This is a genomic window from Protofrankia sp. Cas3 (genome assembly GCF_963555955.1).
Taxonomy (GTDB): Bacteria; Actinomycetota; Actinomycetes; order Frankiales; family Frankiaceae; genus Protofrankia.
Map to the genome: position 1 here is coordinate 1 of NZ_CAUVXP010000113.1, position 19,682 is coordinate 19,682.

Annotated in this window: 13 protein-coding genes; 8 read left to right on the forward strand and 5 right to left on the reverse strand. The window is 68.1% G+C overall.

The genetic code is table 11. The annotated features are described in order from the left end of the window. The 8 genes from U9983_RS19035 to U9983_RS19070 form a co-directional block, all read left to right on the forward strand. On the forward strand, positions 1-1,807 hold a 1,807-nt coding region (locus U9983_RS19035), incomplete at its 5' end, for an SDR family NAD(P)-dependent oxidoreductase (RefSeq protein WP_322755337.1). A 64-nt stretch (positions 1,808-1,871) separates the two neighbouring features. Next, the gene (locus tag U9983_RS19040; RefSeq protein WP_322755338.1) at positions 1,872-4,160 is read left to right on the forward strand and encodes a beta-ketoacyl synthase; all 2,289 of its coding nucleotides are present in this window, start codon (positions 1,872-1,874) and stop codon (positions 4,158-4,160) included. After that, on the forward strand, positions 4,154-5,806 hold the full coding sequence (locus U9983_RS19045; protein ID WP_322755339.1) for a PfaD family polyunsaturated fatty acid/polyketide biosynthesis protein: 1,653 nt from the start codon (positions 4,154-4,156) through the stop codon (positions 5,804-5,806). The genes U9983_RS19040 and U9983_RS19045 overlap by 7 nt, the downstream gene beginning before the upstream one ends. Next, the gene (gene accD, locus U9983_RS19050; protein WP_322755340.1) at positions 5,803-7,611 is read left to right on the forward strand and encodes an acetyl-CoA carboxylase, carboxyltransferase subunit beta; all 1,809 of its coding nucleotides are present in this window, start codon (positions 5,803-5,805) and stop codon (positions 7,609-7,611) included. Before U9983_RS19045 ends, accD begins: the two co-directional genes overlap by 4 nt. Next, positions 7,611-8,270 carry an acetyl-CoA carboxylase biotin carboxyl carrier protein gene (locus tag U9983_RS19055; RefSeq protein ID WP_322755341.1) on the forward strand — a complete coding sequence of 220 codons (660 nt, stop codon included), beginning with the start codon at positions 7,611-7,613 and terminating at the stop codon, positions 8,268-8,270. Before accD ends, U9983_RS19055 begins: the two co-directional genes overlap by 1 nt. Continuing rightward, positions 8,267-9,625 carry an acetyl-CoA carboxylase biotin carboxylase subunit gene (locus U9983_RS19060; protein WP_322750734.1) on the forward strand — a complete coding sequence of 453 codons (1,359 nt, stop codon included), beginning with the start codon at positions 8,267-8,269 and terminating at the stop codon, positions 9,623-9,625. Before U9983_RS19055 ends, U9983_RS19060 begins: the two co-directional genes overlap by 4 nt. A gap of 218 nt (positions 9,626-9,843) precedes the next feature. Continuing rightward, on the forward strand, positions 9,844-10,713 hold the full coding sequence (locus U9983_RS19065; RefSeq protein WP_322755342.1) for an arpA protein: 870 nt from the start codon (positions 9,844-9,846) through the stop codon (positions 10,711-10,713). Between the two features lie 952 nt (positions 10,714-11,665). Next, positions 11,666-13,498 (forward strand): choline/carnitine O-acyltransferase, encoded by a 1,833-nt coding sequence (locus U9983_RS19070; protein ID WP_322755348.1) that lies wholly within the window; start codon positions 11,666-11,668, stop codon positions 13,496-13,498. 100 nt (positions 13,499-13,598) lie between these two features. On the opposite strand, the gene U9983_RS19075 is transcribed toward U9983_RS19070, so the two are convergent. The 5 genes from U9983_RS19075 to U9983_RS19095 all read right to left on the reverse strand — a co-directional run bounded on the left by U9983_RS19075 (position 13,599) and on the right by U9983_RS19095 (position 19,564). Further along, entirely contained in the window at positions 13,599-14,444 is an 846-nt protein-coding gene (locus tag U9983_RS19075) for a carbohydrate ABC transporter permease (protein ID WP_322755343.1), read from the reverse strand. 50 nt (positions 14,445-14,494) lie between these two features. After that, a complete protein-coding gene (locus tag U9983_RS19080; protein WP_322755344.1) occupies positions 14,495-15,442 on the reverse strand; it encodes a sugar ABC transporter permease in 948 nt (315 codons plus the stop codon). Between the two features lie 39 nt (positions 15,443-15,481). Next, a complete protein-coding gene (locus tag U9983_RS19085) occupies positions 15,482-16,867 on the reverse strand; it encodes an ABC transporter substrate-binding protein (RefSeq protein ID WP_322755345.1) in 1,386 nt (461 codons plus the stop codon). Positions 16,868-16,974: 107 nt separating this feature from the next. Beyond that, on the reverse strand, positions 16,975-18,156 hold the full coding sequence (locus U9983_RS19090; RefSeq protein WP_322755346.1) for an ABC transporter ATP-binding protein: 1,182 nt from the start codon (positions 18,154-18,156) through the stop codon (positions 16,975-16,977). Between the two features lie 415 nt (positions 18,157-18,571). Then, positions 18,572-19,564: a PDR/VanB family oxidoreductase gene (locus U9983_RS19095; protein ID WP_322755347.1), complete on the reverse strand. Its 993-nt coding sequence runs from the start codon at positions 19,562-19,564 to the stop codon at positions 18,572-18,574. Between the last annotated feature and the right edge of the window lie 118 nt (positions 19,565-19,682).

The following is a 19,682-nucleotide window of genomic DNA, read 5'->3' on the forward strand; positions in this document are numbered from 1 at the left end:
CGGGCACCCCGGGTCGCCATCGGTGTCGCCTGCTGACGGGTCCTCCGCCGGCGGTGCGGCCACGGTCGGCGGCGACGACGTCTTCGTGGTGACCGGCGGCGGGCGTGGGGTTACCGCGACCTGCATCCGGGCACTCGGTGCGAGCAGTCAGGGGACCTTCCTGCTACTCGGGCGCACCGCCCTGGCTGCCGAGCCGGCGTGGGCCGCCGGCGTGGCCGACGGTGATCTCAAGCCGGCCGCGATCGCGGCCCTGGTAGCCGGCGGCGGCAAGCCGCCGACGCCGCGGGAGGTCGAGGCGGCCTTCCGCGGCGTCGAGGCCCAACGGGAGATCCGTTCCACGCTCGACGCGCTGACCGCGGCCGGGGCCGGGGCCAGCTACATCCAGGTGGACGTGGGTGACGCCGAAGCCGTGCGGGCAGCGTTGTCGCAGCATCGCGAGCGGGTGACCGGCGTGGTGCACGGCGCGGGCACACTCTCCGACGGGCTGCTGCGGACCAAGACCGCCGAGGATGTGCGCCGGGTCTTCACCCCGAAGCTCGCCGGCCTGCGCAACGTCCTCGACGCGCTCGGGGACGCGCCGGTAGGCCATGTCGTCCTGTTCACCTCAGTGGCGGGACTGTTCGGCAATGCCGGTCAGGCCGACTACGCGGCCGCGAACGAGGCCCTGTGCCGGGTCGCGGCCAGCCTCAAGCGCGAACACCCTGACCGGCACGTCACGGCCATCGACTGGGGCGCGTGGGACGGCGGGATGGTCGCGGCCGACCTGCGTGCGGTATTCCGTGCGCGCGGCGTCGAGCTGCTCGCGCCCGACGCCGGCGCACGGATGTTCGTGGCGGAGTTCACCGCCGGCCACAGCGACGACGCCTGTGTACTGATCGGTTCCCCGAAAGGGCTCAGCGCCGGGTCCGGCCCGCGCCCGGCCCGGGGCTTCACGGCCCGCCGTGACCTGATCGGGATCGAGGGCACCGAGGTGCTCCAGGATCACCGCATCGACGCCTTCCCCGTCCTGCCGGCCACGTTCGGCCTCGGCTGGCTGGTGAACGTGCTGGAACGGGCGCATCCGGGGCTGCGGGTGGTCGAGGTCCGCGGCTTCGAGGTGCACAAGGGCATCGTGTTCGACGGGACCCAGGGCCGTGAGTACCAGGTCGAGGTACCGCTGGCCGAAACCGTGGACGGTCGGCTCGTGGTGCGCGCGAGCGTGCGCGGCGTGGCCGCTACCGGCCGGCCGGTCTCGCACTACGTCGGTACGTTCGTGCTGGCCGAGCAGGTTGACCCGGCACCGCCCGGGGTCGCTGGAGCGGGCGGGACGATCGTTCATGATCCGCAGTCTGGTCCGGAGGACGGACTGGCGATCTACACCGAGGGCATCCTGTTCCACGGCCCGTCCCTGCAGGGGATCCGGCGGATCCGCCAGCGCCGTGATGACCGGGTCGTGCTGGAATGCCGGTTGGCCGACCAGGTCGTGGCCGGCGGCGCGTTCGCCGGCGCGTTGCACAGCCCGGTTCTGGCCGATGTCCTCCTGCACGGACCGTCGGTCCTGGGCAGGTGGCTGACGGGCCAGGCCTGCCTGCCGCTGGCGGTGGGGCGGTTCGAGTACTTCGCCCAGCTGCCTGACGGGGATCGGTTCATCGTCGTCCTGGACGACATTCGGTCGACAGCGTCGTCCCTGACGGTGACGGTGACCGCGTGCGACCCCGGGGGTCGTGTCCTGCAGCGCCTGACCGATGTTTCGATGATCGGTACTCCCGACATGGCGGCGAAGTTCGCCGAGGCCGTGCGTTCCCGTCAGGCGGGGGAGACGGCATGAGCGTCCGCCCTGGTCGCCGCAGGCATGGCCCGACCGGCTCAATGACGTGGACGGAGAGCACGCGATGACAGCGGATCAGGCCGGGGACCTTGACTGCCTGGAGTTCGACGGGGAGGCCTTCGACCCCACCCGTTGGCTGTACTCCCCACCGCCGTCGCCGGTCCCGGTGCCGGGATCGGTAGCGGAGGCACCGGGGCAGGTATCGGCCGAAGGCGGTGGGAGGCTGTTCTCCCCACCGCCGGAGGCGCTGAGGCAGGTATCCCCGACGGCGCTCGTCGGGGAGGTGCGGGCCGTGGTCGTGGCCGCACACCGCAGCGCCCTGCGGGCCCAGGCGAACCTGCAGAGCGCCATGATCGCCGCGTTCGGCGCCACCGGCCAGGCAGGCCAGGCGGGCCCGGCCACCGGTCATGTCGAGATCCCACCGGTGGCGCCCGGGCCGGTTGCGACTCGGCCGGTGGTCGCGACCCGGCCGGTGGTGGTCGGGCGGTTTGAGATTGTGGATGGTCAGCCGCTCGCGGTTGCGCACGGTGCCCATCCGGTCGTGGCGGGCGAACCGGTCAGTGCCGAGGCGGCGTTCAAGCCGCTCGCACGCAGCGACCGTACCCAGCTGGCCGGCGCTGATCTCGCCCGGCTGGTCGAGGGGTCGATCGCCGGGGTGTTCGGTGCCGCCTATGACCAGGACGGCGCCAACCCGTCGATCCGACTCGCGCCGGCCGGTGACCCCCTGCTGAGCCGGGTGGACGACATCGCGCTGCGGGGCGGCGCCTGGGGCAGGGGCGAGCTGCGTGCCACGCTGCGGCCCGACGTGGCCGCCCGGGCCGGTTCGGCGCCGGCGGCGGCGCGGGCGGTGCTGCTGGCCGAGGCGACCGCGCAGGCCGCCCAGGTGTTCGCGATGTACCTGGGCCTGCACCTCTGCCTTGCTGACGCCACGTTCGTGCGCGGTCGCCCGGACGGGCGGGGCGAACCGGACCGGTGCCGGGTCGACCTCGAAGAAGACGCCGGGACCAGCGCGGAGCACGAGATCGTGCTGGCGGTCACGGCCGTCGATCTCGTCCCGCGTCCGTGGCTGTCCGTCGACGCCGAGATCCGGGCCGGGGGCGAGGTCGTTGCCCGGCTGTGGGATGTGACGCTCGGCATCCGGGAGAGGCCCGGCGCCCCGGTAGGGCCGGGCGTCGGGGGGATCGTCCCGGTGTTTCTCGGGCGCAAGAACAGGTTCGGCGAGCGGATGATGCTCAACGAGCTCCACATGGCCCACTGCTCCAAGGGTGACCAGGATGTGGCGCTGGGGCCGGAGTTCGCCCGGTACCGTGACACCCGGGCGACCCGCCTACCCGACGGTGGCCTGCGCCTGGTCGACCGGATCGTTACGGTCGACGGGGAAAGGGGGAATCCGCGCCCGGGCTCCAGCCATGAGACCGAGTACGACTCTCCGGCCGATGCCTGGTACTACCAGGAATCGGCGAACGCGTCGATGCCGAACTGCGTGTACATGGAAACCTCGCTGCAGTCGGCGCTGATACTCGGTTACTACCTGGGTGCGACCCTGCCGGCGCTGGAGGGCGACCACAGCCTGCGCAATCTCGGTGGTACCGCCACGCTGCTGCGCGAGGTCGATCTGCGGGACAAGACCCTGCGGCAGCACTCGACGTTGTTGTCCACGACGCCCATGCCCGGATCGGTCCTGCAGGACTTCGGATACCTGTTCTCCGTGGACGGCGAGCCCGTCTACAAAGGTGAGTCGATGTTCGGGTACTTCAGTGCGGCGGCCCTCGCCCGCCAGAGCGGACTGGATGCCGGCCGCCTCGTCCCGACATGGCTGGAGCAGCAGGAACCCCGTCCGGCGGTCCGGACGATCAATATTGCCGGCCGCCGAGCGGACCGGTCGGCGCCGTTGTGCTCGCAGGGCTATCTCGCGCTTGTCGACGACGTCGACGTGGTCGACGGCGGTGGCCGGTACGGCCGGGGATACCTGCGGGCGGTCCGCGCGATCGATCCCGCGGACTGGTTCTTCGAACGCCACTTCTTCCGGGACCCGGTCATTCCTGGCTCCCTCGGTGTGGAGGCGGTGATTGCGGCGATGCAGGAATGGGTGGTCGACGGCGGTCACGCCGACGGCCTGGTCCGGCCGGGGTTCGTGTTGCCGGTCGGATTGCCCATGACCTGGAAGTACCGGGGGCAGATTCTGCCGACGGACGCCGCGACGACCCTTGAGGTCCACATAAAGGCCGTCGAGCGTAAGCCGGGTCGGATACGGGTTATCGCGGACGCGAGTGTCTGGAAGCCGACCATGCGTATTTATGAGCTGACCGATATCGCCGTTGAACTGCGGGAGGAAGGGGCGCTGCCATGGTGACCACGCCGGCCGGTCCGCCGGCCTTTGCCGGTGTCGGCTCTGCGGGCGCCGGTTCTGCCGCGGGTCCGGCCCGCAACGCGGCCGACGTCTACGAGGTGCTGACCACCCTCGAACGGCCGTGTTTCGTCATCCGGGATGCCAGCGGAATCGCTGCGGTCAACGACGAGCGGCTGATCGGCGCCGGTGCGCAGGTGCTGGCGGCGGTCCCGCCGTTGGCGCCCGACCGGCTGGGGTCGCCGGATTTCCCGCGCGACCACGGTGTGCGCCATCCGTACATGGCCGGTGCGATGGCGAACGGGATCGCCTCGGCGGCGATGGTCGCCGCGTTGGCCCGGGACGGGTTTCTCGCGTCCTTCGGCGCGGCCGGGGTGCCCCACGCCCGGGTGGACGAGGCGTTGACGACGATCCGGCGCAACGCGCCCGGGCTGCCCTTCGCGTGCAACCTCATCCACAGCCCGAACGAGCTGGCCATGGAGCGGGACGTGGTCGACCTGTGCCTGCGCCACCAGGTGCGTTGCGTCGAGGCGTCGGCCTTCCTCGACCTCACCCCACAGGTGGTGCGCTATCGGCTGGCCGGGCTGACCCGGGACGGGGCCGGGCGGGTCCAGGTCGGCAACCGGCTGGTCGCCAAGATCTCCCGGGCCGAGGTGGCCGAGCGCTTCCTGCGTCCGGCGCCGGAGTCGATGGTCCGCGGGCTGGTCGAGGCCGGTCTGGTCACGGCGGAACAGGCTGACCTTGCGCGCGGGATACCTATCGCTGACGACGTCACCGCGGAGGCCGACTCCGGCGGACACACCGACCGCCGTCCGCTGACCGTCCTCCTTCCCGAGATTATCGCTCTGCGTGATCGCGTCGGCCGTGAGCTGGGGTCCGGGCGCACGGTCCGGGTCGGTGCGGCCGGTGGGATCGGCACACCGGCCGCGGCGGCGGCGGCGTTCGCACTCGGCGCGGCTTATGTGGTGACGGGGTCGATCAACCAGGCATCGGTCGAGGCATCCCAGTCGGAGGCGACAAAGCGGCTGCTGGCCGGTGCCGGAACCGCCGACTGCGCGATGGCCCCGTCCGCGGACATGTTCGAGATGGGTGTCGAGGTGCAGGTCCTGCAGCGCGGCACCATGTTCGCGTCCAAGGCCAGGCGGCTGTATGAGGTCTATCGGGCGCACGAGAGCATCGAGGCGATCGCGGACGCTGAGCGGGACGCCCTGGAACGCAAGATTTTCCTCCGGCCGTTGGAGGACGTCTGGGCCGATACGGTGCGCTTCTTCACCGAGCGTGATCCGGACCAGATCGCTCGCGCGGCCGACAACCCGAAGCGGCGGATGGCCCTGGTCTTCCGCTGGTACCTCGGCCTTTCGTCGGGCTGGAGCATCGCCGGCGAGACAGGCCGGGTCGCGGACTACCAGATCTGGTGCGGTCCGGCGATGGGTGCCTTCAACAGCTGGGTCACCGGGACCTATCTGGCCTCGGTTGCGAACAGGCGGGTGGCTGACATCGCCGCGCAGATGATGCGTGGCGCCGCGTTCACGAGCCGGGTCAACCACCTGCGGCTTGCCGGCGTGCGCCTGCCTGCGCGCGCCACCACGTACATCCCGTCTCCGCCGCGGAGTGACACCGCGGGCGAACCCGATCGGTGGGAGAGATCATGAGTGTGGCCCTGTCCGAACGGCACGGCACGCAGACCCGCGGCCCGTCCTGGCTGGTCTGTGGCGGTTGCCGGGCGATCGTCTACGCAAAGAAGTTCACCCGCGCCCTGCGGGTCTGCGCGGAATGCGGCTGGCACGCCCCGCTGACCGCTCATGAACGGCTCACGATGCTGCTGGACCCCGACAGTGTGCATCTGTTGGAAGCGGTCGTGTCCGACAACGATCCGCTGCGGTTCGTCGACAGCCGTCCCTACGTCGAGCGACTTCGGGAGGCGCGCGCCGCCACCGGGCTCGACGAGGCGGTCGTCTGCGCCCGCGGTCGCATCGACGGTAACCCGGTGGTCGTCGCCGCCATGGATTTCCGGTTCATGGGCGGCAGCCTCGGCGCCGCGGTCGGTGAGGCCATCACCCAGGCAGCCGAGATCGCGCTGCGGGAACGGACCCCGCTGCTGCTCGTGACCGCCTCCGGTGGCGCCCGCATGCAGGAGGGCGTCCTGTCCCTCATGCAGATGGCCAAGACCAGCCAGGCGCTCGGGCAGCTCGACGAGGCGGGGATCCTCACCCTGTCGCTCATCACCGACCCCACCTTCGGTGGTGTCGCCGCCTCCTTCGCGACGCTGGCCGACATCATCATCGCCGAACCGGGCGCGCGGCTGGGTTTCGCCGGTCAGCGGGTGATTGCGCAGACCATCCGCCAGACCCTGCCGCCGGGGTTCCAGACCGCGGAGTTCCTGGTCCGCCACGGTGTCATCGACATGATCCGGCCGCGGGCGGAACTGCGCGCCACCCTGGCCCGGCTGCTGACCGTGGGTAGTCGCCGTTCGGTGAGCAGGACGGTTCCCGCGCCGCGGTCGGCGGGCAGATCCGCGCTGATCGTCGATCCTGACCGGCTACCCGAGCGGGACCAGTGGGAGTCCGTGCGGCTGGCGCGCCGGCTCGGTCGGCCCACGACCCTGGACTACATCGCGCTCATAATCGAGGATTTCAACGAACTGCACGGCGACCGGATGTCGGCTGACTGCCCGGCGATGGTCTGCGGGCTCGGCTGCCTCGAGGGCGTTCCGGTCGTGGTGATCGGTACCCAGAAGGGGCGCACCGCGGCCGAGCTGTCCGGGCGTAACTACGGGATGCCCTCGCCGGCCGGCTACCGCAAGGCTGCGCGGATCATGCGCCTGGCCGCCAAGATAGGCCTCCCGGTGATCACTCTTATCGACACCGCGGGCGCGTATCCGGGCATCGAAGCTGAGAAACAGGGTCAGGCCGTCGCGATCGCGGAGAACCTCCGGTTGATGGCCGGCCTGCCGGTACCGGTCGTCGCCGTGGTGACGGGTGAGGGCGGCAGCGGCGGCGCGCTTGCGCTCGCCTTCGCCAACCGGGTCCTGATGTGTTCCAACGCGGTCTACTCGGTGATCAGCCCGGAGGGCTGCGCCGCGATCCTGTGGAAGGACGGCGCCGCCGGACCGAAGGCCGCCGCGGCACTGCGTGTCGACGCACGTGAGCTGCTGCGTAGCGGCGTGGTCGACGGCGTGGTTCCCGAGCCCGACGGCGGTGCACACAGCGATCACCTGCTGGCCGCGCACGCCCTTCGTGACGCCCTGACCAGCACGTTGGCCGAGTTGCTGCCGCGGGACCAGATGACCCTCGTCACCGGACGCAGGACCCGGTTCCGGCAGTTCGGCGCGCACACCCTCACCCTGCTCGATGCCGACCTTGACGATGCCGACCTTGACGATGCCGACCTTGACGGTGCCGACCTCGACAGTGCCGGTCCCGACAGCGCCGGCCCCGGCCAAAAGGAAAGTGCCTGATGACCATGCTTCCGACCAACGGTGCGTCGCCCGGATCAGCCGGGATCGTCGGATCCGATCCGGGCGAGAGCCCGTCGGCGTCACCGGCGGGGCGGGAATCGCACCGGTCGACGAGCTGGGGTGCCGACGAGCTCGACGAGATCCTGACGATCCTGCGCCAACAGGCGATCGCCGTATGCGACCAGGCGTCCCGGACGCCCGTTCGGGTGCGGGCGGGCGCCGGTGACATCTTCGTCGAGGTTGCCTGGTCGCCGACACCGGCGATCGCGTCGGGGGCTATGGCCGGGCCGGGGTCCGGTCCGGCGCGGGAGCCGGTGCCGGTGCCGGGCCGCGAGCAGAGCAGACCGGAACCCGCCCGCGCACAGATCGGCCCGGTGCGGGCCGAGCCGGACACCGACGTCCACGTCCTGCGTGCCGGCACGGTCGGTGTGTTCTACCGGGCATCCGAGCCTGGGGCCAAGCCGTTTGTCGCCGAAGGCGACACGATCGTCCGGGGCCAGCAGGTTGCGATCATCGAGGCGATGAAGCTGATGATCCCGGTGGAGGCGGACGTCTCCGGCCGCGTCGTTGAGCTGTTCGTGACCGACGGTACCCCTGTCGAGCACGGCGAGCCACTGCTGGCGGTGGCCGCCGGCACCACCACCGGTGCCGGCCGATGATCAAAAAAGTGCTGATCGCCAACCGTGGTGAGATCGCGTTGCGGGTGGCCCGCACCTGCCGTGAACTGGGTCTTGCCACGGTGGCGGTCCACTCCGCCGCCGATCGCGACTCGGCGGTCGTCCGGTTCGCCGACGAGGCGGTGCAGATCGGGCCCGGCCCGGCCAAGACGAGCTATCTGCACATCCCGGCTGTGATCGAGGCGGCGCGGGGCTGGGGTGCCGACGCGATCCACCCCGGCTACGGTTTCCTGTCGGAGAACGCGGACTTCGCCGAGGTGTGCGAAGAGGAGGGCATCACCTTCGTCGGGCCGCCGGCGTCGGTGATGAACTGCCTTGGCGACAAGGCCAGCGCCCGTTCGATCATGTCCGAGGCCGGGCTGCCGCTGCTGGCGGGTAGCCGGGACGCACTCGACCACGCCGACGAGGCAGCGGAGTTCGCGGCCGGAATCGGGTTCCCGGTCATCATCAAGGCGGTGGCCGGCGGCGGTGGGCGCGGCATGGCCGTGGTCGATGACCCCGACGCGTTCCTTCGCGCCTACAGCGAGACTCGAGCCAGCGCCCAGGCGGTGTTCCGCGACGGGCGGCTCTACGTGGAGCGCTATCTGCAGTCCGCGCGCCACGTCGAGGTGCAGATCCTCGCCGACACCCACGGTAACGTCGTCCACCTCGGCGCGCGCGACTGCTCGTTGCAGCGTCGTCACCAGAAGCTCGTGGAGGAGACGCCCGCTCCGCGACTGCCCGCCGACACCGTCGAGCGCATGTGTGACGCCGCGGTCCGCGGCGCACTGGCGGTCGGTTATGTGGGCGCGGGCACCTTCGAGTTCCTGGTCGACCCGGCCGGTCAGTTCTATTTCATGGAGGTCAACTGCCGGCTCCAGGTGGAGCACCCGGTCACCGAGATGGTCACCGGGATGGATCTGGTCCGCGAACAGCTACGCGTCGCCGCCGGTGAACCGCTCGGGTTCTCCCAGGACGACGTCGCCGCGCGCGGCGTCGCGATCGAGTGCCGGATCAACGCCGAGGACCCGACGGCGGGTTTCACGCCGACGCCGGGGGTGGTCAGCGAGTTCTCGCTGCCCGGCGGCCCGTTCGTCCGCGTCGACACTCATGTCTTCGCCGGCTACCGCATTCCGGCGCTGTACGACTCGCTGCTGGCCAAGGTCGTCGTCTGGGCACCCGATCGAGACCAGGCACTCGCGCGGATGCGTCGGGCACTCGACGAGCTGCGCCTGAGTGGTCCGACGGTAACAACGACCGCCGGCTTTCTGCGCGGTGTCCTCGACCACCCCCGGTTCTGCCGGGCCGAGCACGACACGTCCCTCATCAACGAGATCACGGCGGTACCGCGTCCCTGATCCGCGTCCCTGATCCGCGTCCACCCCGGCAGACAGCAGAATCGATCTTGCCGGGGTGTTCTTAGTGTTGCATGTCACAAACGACTTCACGGCAATTGAATTACGAGCAACAATGTGCTGAATCGCTGGCTGTGGATGGGCGCCACACACAGGGATTGCCGAGTCGATTGGGGTGTCCCGGCCCAGGGCGGTGCCCCTGGCAGATGGGGAGGATCCTCATGAGCACATCGGGGGCACGGGTGGTTGGACGGGTGGTCGACACGGCTCGCTATCCCCTGGCAGCGCCGACCGGAGCCGACTGGAAGTACATGGTTTCTCGCACCCGCCGCGAGCTGCACAATACCGGCTGCAGCGTCCTGCCTGGTTTTATCAGGCCGTCCCGGTGTGAAGAATTACAGCAGGAATGCGCGACGATCGCGCCGGCGGCGTATTACGAGGTCGAAACGGTGAACGCCTACAACATCGCACCGGACGCAACCCTTCAAGCAGATCATCCTGCTTCCGTCGCCATGCGGCGCGGCAATGCGTTTGTGGCACGCGATCGCATACCCGAGGATTTCATCATCCATCGGCTCTACACCGACGAACTGTTTCAGCGCTTCATCGCGGACTGCTTCGGACTGGGCCGCCTCCACGAGCTCGCAGACCCCCTTGCCGGGCTGTGCCTCAATGTCGTCATGCCAGGAATGGAGCATCCCTGGCATTTCGATACAAATGAGTTCGCGGTGAGTCTGCTCACCCGGGAACCGCGAGCCGGTGGTGTGTTCGAGTATTGCCCGGACATCAGGTCCGCGCAGGCGGAGAATTTTGACGACGTGCGGGCCGTGCTGGCCGGCCGCGGTGGGCACCTGATTCGTCGCCTGTCGTTGCGCCCGGGTGATCTTCAGCTGTTCAAAGGCCGTTATTCGATGCACCGGGTGAGCTCTGTGCACGGCGATACAGCACGCCACTCGGCGATCTTCGCATATAGCGAACGCCCTGGCGTCGTCGGCAGCGTGACGCGGACGAGGCAGCTTTTCGGTCGCGTGCTGCCACAACATCTGGCGGCCGAGGGAAACGTTGTGCGGGTCGACCGACTACTGGATTAGGAGCTTGCTGGCGTGCTGCCTACGACGCCGGACCGTTGCCTGTTCTGTAAACCAGGGAGGAGCATAACCCGTGCATTTCGACACCACCGGAAAAATTTCCCTCGACCACATCTACACGCAACCCGATCCGCGCGCCTATTTCAGTACGTTGCGCGCGCTCGACTACCGCATCCCGCAGCTCGCCAAGCCCTATTTTACAAAACTTATCGAGGAATACCGGAGCTTACAGCAGAACCGGGCTCCAAATATCCTGGACATCGGCTGCTCATACGGCATCAATGCCGCTCTGTTGAAATTCGACGTGACTATGGACGAGCTGTATGAGCGTTACTGCGGCATCGATGCCCGGTCGCAGACCCGCAGCACGCTGCTGACCCGCGACCGGGACCTGGTCCGTTCGCGTAATCGCCGCACGTGCACCCGGTTCGTGGGCCTCGACACGTCCCACCCCGCCCTTTCCTATGCGCTCTCGGCCGGCTTTGTCGACGACGTGGTATACGCCGACCTCGAACAGCGCGACCCCACGGAACGACAACGCCAGCAGTTCACCGGGGTGGATCTTGTTATCTCGACCGGCTGCCTCGGTTACGTCACGGAGCGGACCATTGCACGGGTTGTCAGCGCCAACAGCGAGCGCAGGCCGTGGATGGCGCATTTCGTCCTGCGGATGTTCCCGTTCGAACCGGTAGCCGAGAGCCTGGCCGGGTTGGGATATGAAACCGTACACATCGAACATGTGTTCAAGCAGCGGCGGTTCGCCTCCCCGCAGGAGCAGTCACTCGTCCTGGACACGCTGTGGGCCGTCGGTGTTGATCCGCGCGGGCTGGAAGCCGACGGCTGGCTGTACGCGCAGCTCCACGTCTCTCGGCCGCGTGACACGAAAAGTTACGCGGTCGTGGATCTGGCAACGAGCAACGAATCATCCAGCTCTCCGAAACCACCGAGGTTGACGATGAACGCGAAATCTGATCAGGATTGGTCTACCCGTACCTTTGGCAATGAGGACCGGCTGCCGCGGGTGCCGTTGCCGACCGTGGCGGCGAGCTGCGAGCGATTCCTCGCGTGGTGTGCACCGTTGTTGACCGCGGCCGAGCTGGCGACGACCGAAGCCGCGGTGGCCTCCTTCCGCGAACCGGACGGTGCCGGTCACAAACTCCACGCGGCGCTTGAGGAGTACAACGCAGGCGATGGGGTGCACAGCTGGCTCGACACATTCTGGCAGTCCCGGTATCTGGGTCGACGCGACCGCATTGCGATCAATGCGAATTACTTTTTTCTGTTCAAGGACGCCGGCCTGCAACAGGTGGACCGGGCGGCCGGGCTCATCGCCGGGGCCGTCAACTACAAGCTGGCGCTCGACGAGGAACTCGTAGCGCCGATCGTCGCGCGTGGGCAGGCTCTCTCGATGGAGCAGAACAAGTTCCTGTTCGCCACCACGCGTATACCCGGACCCGTGCAGGATACCGTCCGCGCCCCCTACAGCGAACAGTGCCCGGGCCCATCCCGGGCGCGCCACATCGTGGTGTTCTTCCGAGGGCACATGTTCCGCATGGACGTGCTGGGCGCGGCTGGTCGACCCCACACGTTGGACGATCTCGTGGCGGGTCTGCAGTCAATCATGAAGGCCGGTGCGGTGCGGGCTGCACCGGAGCAGTCGGTCGGCCATCTCACCACCATGGCCCGGGCACAGTGGGCGGCTACTCGCCACGCGCTGCTCGGCTGCCATCCCGGCAACGCCGACGCGCTCGACGCGGTGGAAACCGCGTTGTTCTGCGTGTGTCTGGAGGATTTCGTACCCGCGCACACGCTGGCGGCATGTGACAACCTCCTCCACGGTGACAGCGGTAATCGGTGGTTCGACAAGGCCGTGTCCCTGATCGTTTTCGGCGACGGCACCGCCGGTATCAATGTGGAGCATTGCGGTCTGGATGGGACGACGGTCCTCAGCTTTGTCGACGCGCTGCTGGGTGCATCGGCGCAGGAGCACTCGGCGCGGTCGGGGGCGCTGGCCCAGGGCCTGCCGAGCGTCACGCCCGTCGAGTTCGTGCTCGATGGTGACCTGCGGGCCGATGTGCGGGCCGCGGGTGCCGCGTTCGCCGCGTACGGGGCCAACGTCGCCACCTCCATCGTGTCGTTCGAGGATTTCGGTGGAAACCGGGCCAAGGCGCTGGGGATGTCGCCTGATGCATTCGTGCAGCTGGCCTATCAACTCGCTCACCAGCGCGCCAAAGGAATGGTCGGCGCCACCTACGAGTCGATCGCCACCCGACAGTACCGGCGCGGGCGTACCGAGGCGATGCGCGTTGTCACGCCCGAGGTGATGCGTTTCGTCGCCATGATGGATGACCCCGACGTGGATGTGGCAACCCGCAACGCCGCATTCCGGGCAGCTGCCGACGCGCACGTAGAACGGGCGAAGGCGTGCCAGACGGGGCAGGCTCCCGAGCAGCACCTGTGGGAGCTGGCGCTGATTGCGCAGCGGCGCGGCGAAGCGTTGGGGGTGCCCGCGGCGCCTGCCCTGTACGAGACCCCGGGCTGGCTCACGATGCGGGACGACTATCTGAGTACCAGCTCCGCACCGTCGGTCAACGTCGAGTACTTCGGTTTCGGGTCGACCAGCAGCCGGTGCATCGGCATCGCCTATGTGTTGCTGCCGGACCGCTTCAACCTCTACCTGAGCACACCGCGCCCGGTGGCCGACGACATGTTCGTCTTTGCCGACAAGCTCCGGGAAGCAGTGCGTGAACTGCAGGATCTGCTGGAGACCGAGAAGGCGGCGGTGTGAGCGAGGCCACGTAGCCGATCACGCCGTCCATGCCTGTGGCGGCCGGCCGGTAACCATCCCGGCTGGCCGACGCGGGGCCGGGGCCGGGGCCGCCCGGGTATTACCGCAGGCCGGAGTGCACGAACGCGTTGACGATGTGCCGCTGGAGAATCAGGTAGAGGGCGAAGATCGGCAGGCAGGACAGCCCCGATGCGGCCATGATTCCGCCCCAGTCGTTTCCCTCGGTCCCCCCGAGGAAGCCGCGCAGCCCAAGCTGGATCATCGAGTTCGCCTGCTGGAGCACCAGCGACGGCCAGAAGTACTCGTTCCACGCATTGATGAACAGCACGATCCCGAGGGCGGCCAGCGCCGGCCGCAGGTTGGGCACGACGACCGTCCACAGCGTCGACCAGGACGACCGCCCGTCGATGCGCGCAGCCTCCAGCAGCTCCTTGGGGAAGCTTTCCATGTGCTGGCGCAGCAGCAGGACACCGAGGGCGGTGCACAGCGTCGGGATGACCACGCCGGCGAGCGTGTTCAGCAGACCGAGCCGCAACAACAGTGTGTAGTTGGGCACCATCGTCACCTGGAACGGCACCAGCCACGTTCCCACGAACAGCAGATAGAGCAGCCGTTGGCCGTGAAAGCGCCAGGCCGTGAACGCGTAGGCGGCGAGCAGACCGGTCAGCAGCTGCCCCAGCGCGGTCAGCGCCGCCACAGCGGCCGTGTTGAGCAGCAGTGTTCCGATCGGGATCACGTCCGTCGCATGCCGATAATTGCCCAGCGACAGCGGCCAGGGCAGCAGCGAGGTGTCGTAGATGTCGCTGGGACGGCGTAGCGAGGTCGCGTACATCCAGCCGATCGGGAAGATACAGGCGAGGCTCAGAAACGTCAGCACGGCATGGCCGACGAGTGCGCCCAGGCGAGACCGGCCGCCGACCGGCCCGTCCACCGTGGAGCCGGTCATCAGTCACTCCTCGTAGCGAATGCGTGGACGATGGTCTTTTTCAGAGGTCATCAGTTGTCGTGGACGCTCACTTTTTCGAACAGCCACACGAGGAAGGCGGCCACCAGGCTGAAGCACAGGAAAAAGGCCAGCCCGGCGGCGGAGGCGAGTCCCGCGTTGAAGCTCTTGAAGCCGTATTCCCAGAGCAGGTAGTAGACGTTGGTCGTCGCGTCGTCGGGGCCGCCCTGGGTGAGTGCGTCGATCAGCGGGAAGGTCAGCTGACCCGAGAGCAGCACGGTCATGAGGGCCAGCAGGACCAGGGTCGGCGACAGCAGCGGCAGGGTGATCCATCGGATGATCTGCCATCGGGTCGCGCCGTCGAGCTGGGCCGCCGCGGCGTACTCATCGTTGATATTGGCCAGGCCGGCCGTGACGACGAGGACGGCGAATCCGAGCAGGTGCCAGCCGGTGATGCCGACGACGGCGAGCTGGGCGGGTCCGCGTTCGTGGAGCCAGTTGACCGGCTGGCCCAGCAGGCGGTCCACCAGCCCGTGCCGCGGGTCGAGCAGCCATACCCACATCGCCGCGCTCGCCACCGGCGGAACCAGCACCGGTGCGAACACCAGCGCGCGGTAGCCGACGCTGAGCCGACCGTGCACCCGGCGGGTGAGCAGGGCGACGATCGTCGGCAGGACAACTGTGAAGGGCAGCAGACACGCGATCGTCGCCACCGTCAGCCACAGCGCGTGCCGGAGATCCGGAAGTTGAAGAACCTGCTGGTAGTTGTCCAGGCCGACCGGGACCTTCGGTCGGGTCGGCACCAGGTTCCACGAGTAGAAGGAAAGCTGCGCGGCTTCGACGAGCGGCCGGTAGGTCCAGACCACCAGGCAGCCGAGCCCCGGCGCGAGGTAGAGGAAGGGCGGCAGTGCCCGCAGTACCCGGCGCACGGGTGATGGCCGGACCGCTTGGGCCGGGGTCCCCGTCTCGGGCGGGTGCACTGCGGTGAGCTCTACGAACATGTCAGTTGATCCTGCCGTGCCGATGCCCGGTCGCCACCCTCACGCCTTCGGCAGCAGCTTGGTCGCCTGTTGCTGAGCCGCGGTCAGCGTGGACTGCGCGTCGGCCCCGTTGTAGACGACCTTCTCGACGGCATCCATCATGGTGTCTTTGATCTGGACATAGTTGTCACCGGGGAAGGCCACCGACGGCCGGAGCCGGGCGAGCTGGTCGATGTTCGGCTTGATCAGTGGGTTCTTCGCCGCCCAGTCCTTCAGACCGGCGGGGTCGTCCAGCAGGCCGGTACGCAGCGGCAGATAGCCGATCTTGCTAGTGAGCTCGGTGTACCCCTCGTCGCTGGTCAGGAATTTGATCAATTCCCAGGCTGCCCGTTGCTTGGCCGGATCCTTGGCGAACATGACCAGGGCCGCCCCCGAGTTGGTCGGTTGCACCGTCTTGCCGTCGAAGCTCGGCATCTCGGCGGCCCGTAGGTCCCACGGGGGGTTCGCGCCGGTGGCGCCCTTGCGGAACGTGGCCTCAGCCGCGCTGCTTTCCAGGATCATGCCGATCTCACCGCGGGCGAACGCGGGGTATGCCTGTTCCTGGGAGAGCTTGGGGGTCGCGCCGGACTGGACCAGGTCCTGGGCCATCGCGACGGCGGCGACCGCGGGAGCGTCCGCGAAGGAGAGCTTGCTCCGGTCGGCGGAGATCACCGATCCGCCGTTGGAGTCGACCAGGGCCTGGTAGCACCAGTCGCCGGCCTTCTTGGTCAGACAGTCGAGGTAGGCGCCGTCCTTACCGGTCTTGCTCTTGATGGCGAGGGCGGCTGTCTTGACCTCCGCCCAGGTGGTCGGAGGCTTGGCCGGGTCCAGGCCGGCCTGGGTGAACAGGCTGGCGTTGTAGTAGAGGATCGGCGTGGAGAACACGAACGGGACGCCGTAGGTCTTGCCGTCGAAGTCGCCGAGAGAGCGCGCGGTCGGCGCGAACGGGTGGGTGCCGCCGAAGTTCGCCTGCACCGCGTCGTGGCCGACCACGTCGTCGAGCGGCGTGGCCCCCAGCCCCTTCACCGCGTAGAACAGGTCACCGAAGACCAGCTGTCCGACGTCGGGAGGGTTGCCGGCCGCGATCTGGCGCTGGATGCTGGCTGCCGCGGCTGACCCGTAGCCGCTGGCGGTCGCGGTCGCGGGCTTCTGGGCCGTCACCTTGATGTTGGGGTGGGCGGCCTGGAACTTGTTGATCAGATCTGTGAACGTGTCGCTCCATGCCCCGGCCTGCGCCAGGTTGTAGCTCTCCAGGACGATCGAGACCTGCTGGTCGGGTCTGAGCTCGGGAACGGTCGCGGCGGCCGACGGGGCGGCAGTGGTTGAGCTGCCCCCGCCGCAGGCCGCCGCGGTGAGCGCGAGAGTGAGGGCGGCCGCGACACCGCCGAAATAACGCGATCTTTTCACGTGGGACTCCTTCGCGAGATGAACGCTGCGTGAGATGAACGCAGTGACGGAAACGGCTGGAGTCCGGAAGCTGGGTGTCGGTAGGTCCGCGATCACCACTTTGGCGATCATGTGGTGGGTGCACCCACATCGACCGGCGATCTCGGGATGACCGGAATTCCGCTGGTCGGGCTCGGCGGTGTCGACCGGGCGGCGGTGTCGTCAGGCGGCTGCCAGAGCAGCCGGTGACCACTGGCCCGGTCGAACAGGTGTACGTGGTTCGCGGATGTGTCAAAGGCCACCGGCTCGCCGGGACGTAGACCGATTGGCCGCGGTCCGCGAGCCATCAGCACCGCGTCGCCGACCGCGCACTGGGCGACCTCTTCGCTGCCGAGGTTCTCCACCGCTGTCACCTGACCGCGGAACATCGGCGCCTGCGAGGTGAGGGCGACGCCGACCAGATGCTCCGGTCGTACCCCCACGACGATGTCGCGAGCGGGGAAGTCGCCTGCCGTCCACAGCGGTACCTCGACGCCGGGGGCGAGCACACGGACGCGTCCGGAGTGGCTCTCGACTCGGGCGGGGAGCAGGTTCATCGGTGGTGAGCCCAGGAAGCCCGCCACGAACGTCGACGCCGGTTCGTCGTAGATCTCGGTAGGAGGGCCGATCTGCTCCAGGCGGCCACCGTTGAGCAACGCGACCCGGGTGGCCATGGTCATGGCCTCGACCTGGTCGTGCGTGACGTAGACGATGGTCGCGCCGAGCCGCTGATGCAGCGCCCGCAGCTGGCCACGGGTCGCGGTTCGCAGCTTGGCATCGAGGTTGGACAGGGGCTCGTCCATGAGGAAGGCACCCGGGTCGCGTACCAGCGCCCGCCCGACCGCAACCCGTTGCCGCTGCCCGCCGGACAGCGCTCTGGGCCGGCGCCCGAGCAGTTCGGCCAGGTCCAGAAGCTCTGCGACCTCCCGCACCTTCTCCCGAATCTCCGCGCGTGGGCGTCGACGCGAGCGCAGCGGGAAGCCGATATTGCGTTCGACCGTCAGATGGGGGTAAAGAGCGTAGCTCTGGAACACCATCGCCATATCACGTTCCCTGGGTGGGGCGAAGGTGACATCGCGCTCGTCCAGCAGTACCCGCCCCTCGCTGGGCTCGATCAACCCGGCGATCATCCGGAGCAACGTCGACTTTCCGCAGCCGCTTGGGCCGAGCAGGACGAGGAAATCGCCATGGCCGATGTCGAGACTCACCCGGTCAACGGCGGTGACCTTGCCGAAACGCTTGGTCAGACCTTCGACCCGGATGCGGCTCACAGCCCGGGACCTCCTTTCGCGCCGGACCGACGGTCTGCCGGTTCGACCTTGTGTTTTGTTGGCCCTCCGGATGCGGGTGGGTGCGTAGCCGGCGGATCAGCTGTTGCGATCTTTCGGGGTCCTCACGATCGCCTGGACCGGCCGACGAGGTCGAATGCGGAGCTGGCGACCGAACGCAGACCTACTCCCACAGTCTTCCGGATATATGCGCAGCGGCTTTTTATCGTTCAAGGGCAGCTGAATTCAACTCCAGGATGGTGTACAGGAAGCAAACGAATCGGAAATTGAAAGTCCGCGGGATGCGGCATCGCCGATCCGGTCAGGCCGGCCGACCGGCATCGATCGGTTTTGTGGATCAGGTGATAGAAACAAGTGATTGCCGTCGGGGTGGGTACCGGCTGGCCGGACGGGCGGCTCAGATGTCGAGGATCAGTGAATCCGTTCGGGCGCGCGATACGCAGATCATCATCGCGTTTCCGGTGCGTTGCTCCTCGATCGTCAGCACCTCGTCCCGGTGGTCGACCTCGCCTGTGGTGAAGCGGGTCTCGCAATTGCCGCACGTGCCCTCGCGGCATGATGACGGCACATCGAAGCCTGCGCGTTCGAGAGCTTGCAGAATCGTCCGGTCCGCGCCTACCCGTATCCGCTGCCCGGTGCTGCCGATCACCACGTCGAAAGCGGTGTCCGCCGGACTGTCGGCAGGTCGTTCCCGGGGTCGGAAACGTTCTACGTGCACAGCGCCGGACGGCCAGTTCCCGCAGGCGGCTTCGACCGCGGTGAGCAGGGCCTCGGGGCCACAGCAGTAGACCGCCGTTCCGATCTCGGGCCGGGCGAGGATGTGCCCGAGCGGAAGCAGTCCGGATTCGTCCTGCGGGTGGATGAAAACCTGATCCGGGTAAGCCGACAGTTCGGTGAGGAACGCCATACTGCTCCGCTGCCTACCGCCGTAAAACAACGTCCACTCGGCGTCCCGTCCCTCGAGTTCTGTGATCATGGGGAGGAGCGGGGTTATTCCGATGCCGCCGGCGATCAGAATGTAGCGCCTGGCCCCGACCAGCGGAAAATTGTTGCGGGGTGACCCGACCGTCAACGAAGATCCGGCGCGTATTTTGTCGTGCAGGTACGCCGACCCGCCCCGGCTCTGCTCTTCACGAAGCACGGCGATTCGCCAGTTCATATCGTCGGCAGGGTCGCCGCACAATGAGTACTGCCGGGTGACTCCGGTCTCCAGGATGATGTTGACATGCGCTCCGGGAGTCCACGCGGCGAGTTTCCCCCCGGCGGGATCGGCGAGGACCAGAGAATTGATGTTCTCGGCTTCCCGTGTCGTTCTGACGACGGTCAGGGATGCCGTGGTTGACGGTGTCGGTGCAGCGGTCAACTGATCGTTGGTCGTTGGCGCGGACATGACCGACCTCCGGACGAGTGAGTCTTGAGGATGATTAGACCCTGTCTCTTATACACATCTCCGAGCCCACGAGACGCTCATGAATCTCGTATGCCGTCCTCTGCTTGAAAAAAAAAAA

Coding starts and splice junctions, on each gene's coding strand:
- U9983_RS19060 (WP_322750734.1), top strand. CDS start 8,267: ATGATCAAAAAAGTGCTGATCGCCAACCGTGGTGAGATCGCGTTGCGG.
- U9983_RS19080 (WP_322755344.1), bottom strand. CDS start 15,442: ATGTTCGTAGAGCTCACCGCAGTGCACCCGCCCGAGACGGGGACCCCG.
- U9983_RS19075 (WP_322755343.1), bottom strand. CDS start 14,444: ATGACCGGCTCCACGGTGGACGGGCCGGTCGGCGGCCGGTCTCGCCTG.
- U9983_RS19070 (WP_322755348.1), top strand. CDS start 11,666: ATGAACGCGAAATCTGATCAGGATTGGTCTACCCGTACCTTTGGCAAT.
- U9983_RS19095 (WP_322755347.1), bottom strand. CDS start 19,564: ATGTCCGCGCCAACGACCAACGATCAGTTGACCGCTGCACCGACACCG.
- U9983_RS19065 (WP_322755342.1), top strand. CDS start 9,844: ATGAGCACATCGGGGGCACGGGTGGTTGGACGGGTGGTCGACACGGCT.
- U9983_RS19045 (WP_322755339.1), top strand. CDS start 4,154: ATGGTGACCACGCCGGCCGGTCCGCCGGCCTTTGCCGGTGTCGGCTCT.
- accD (WP_322755340.1), top strand. CDS start 5,803: ATGAGTGTGGCCCTGTCCGAACGGCACGGCACGCAGACCCGCGGCCCG.
- U9983_RS19040 (WP_322755338.1), top strand. CDS start 1,872: ATGACAGCGGATCAGGCCGGGGACCTTGACTGCCTGGAGTTCGACGGG.
- U9983_RS19055 (WP_322755341.1), top strand. CDS start 7,611: ATGACCATGCTTCCGACCAACGGTGCGTCGCCCGGATCAGCCGGGATC.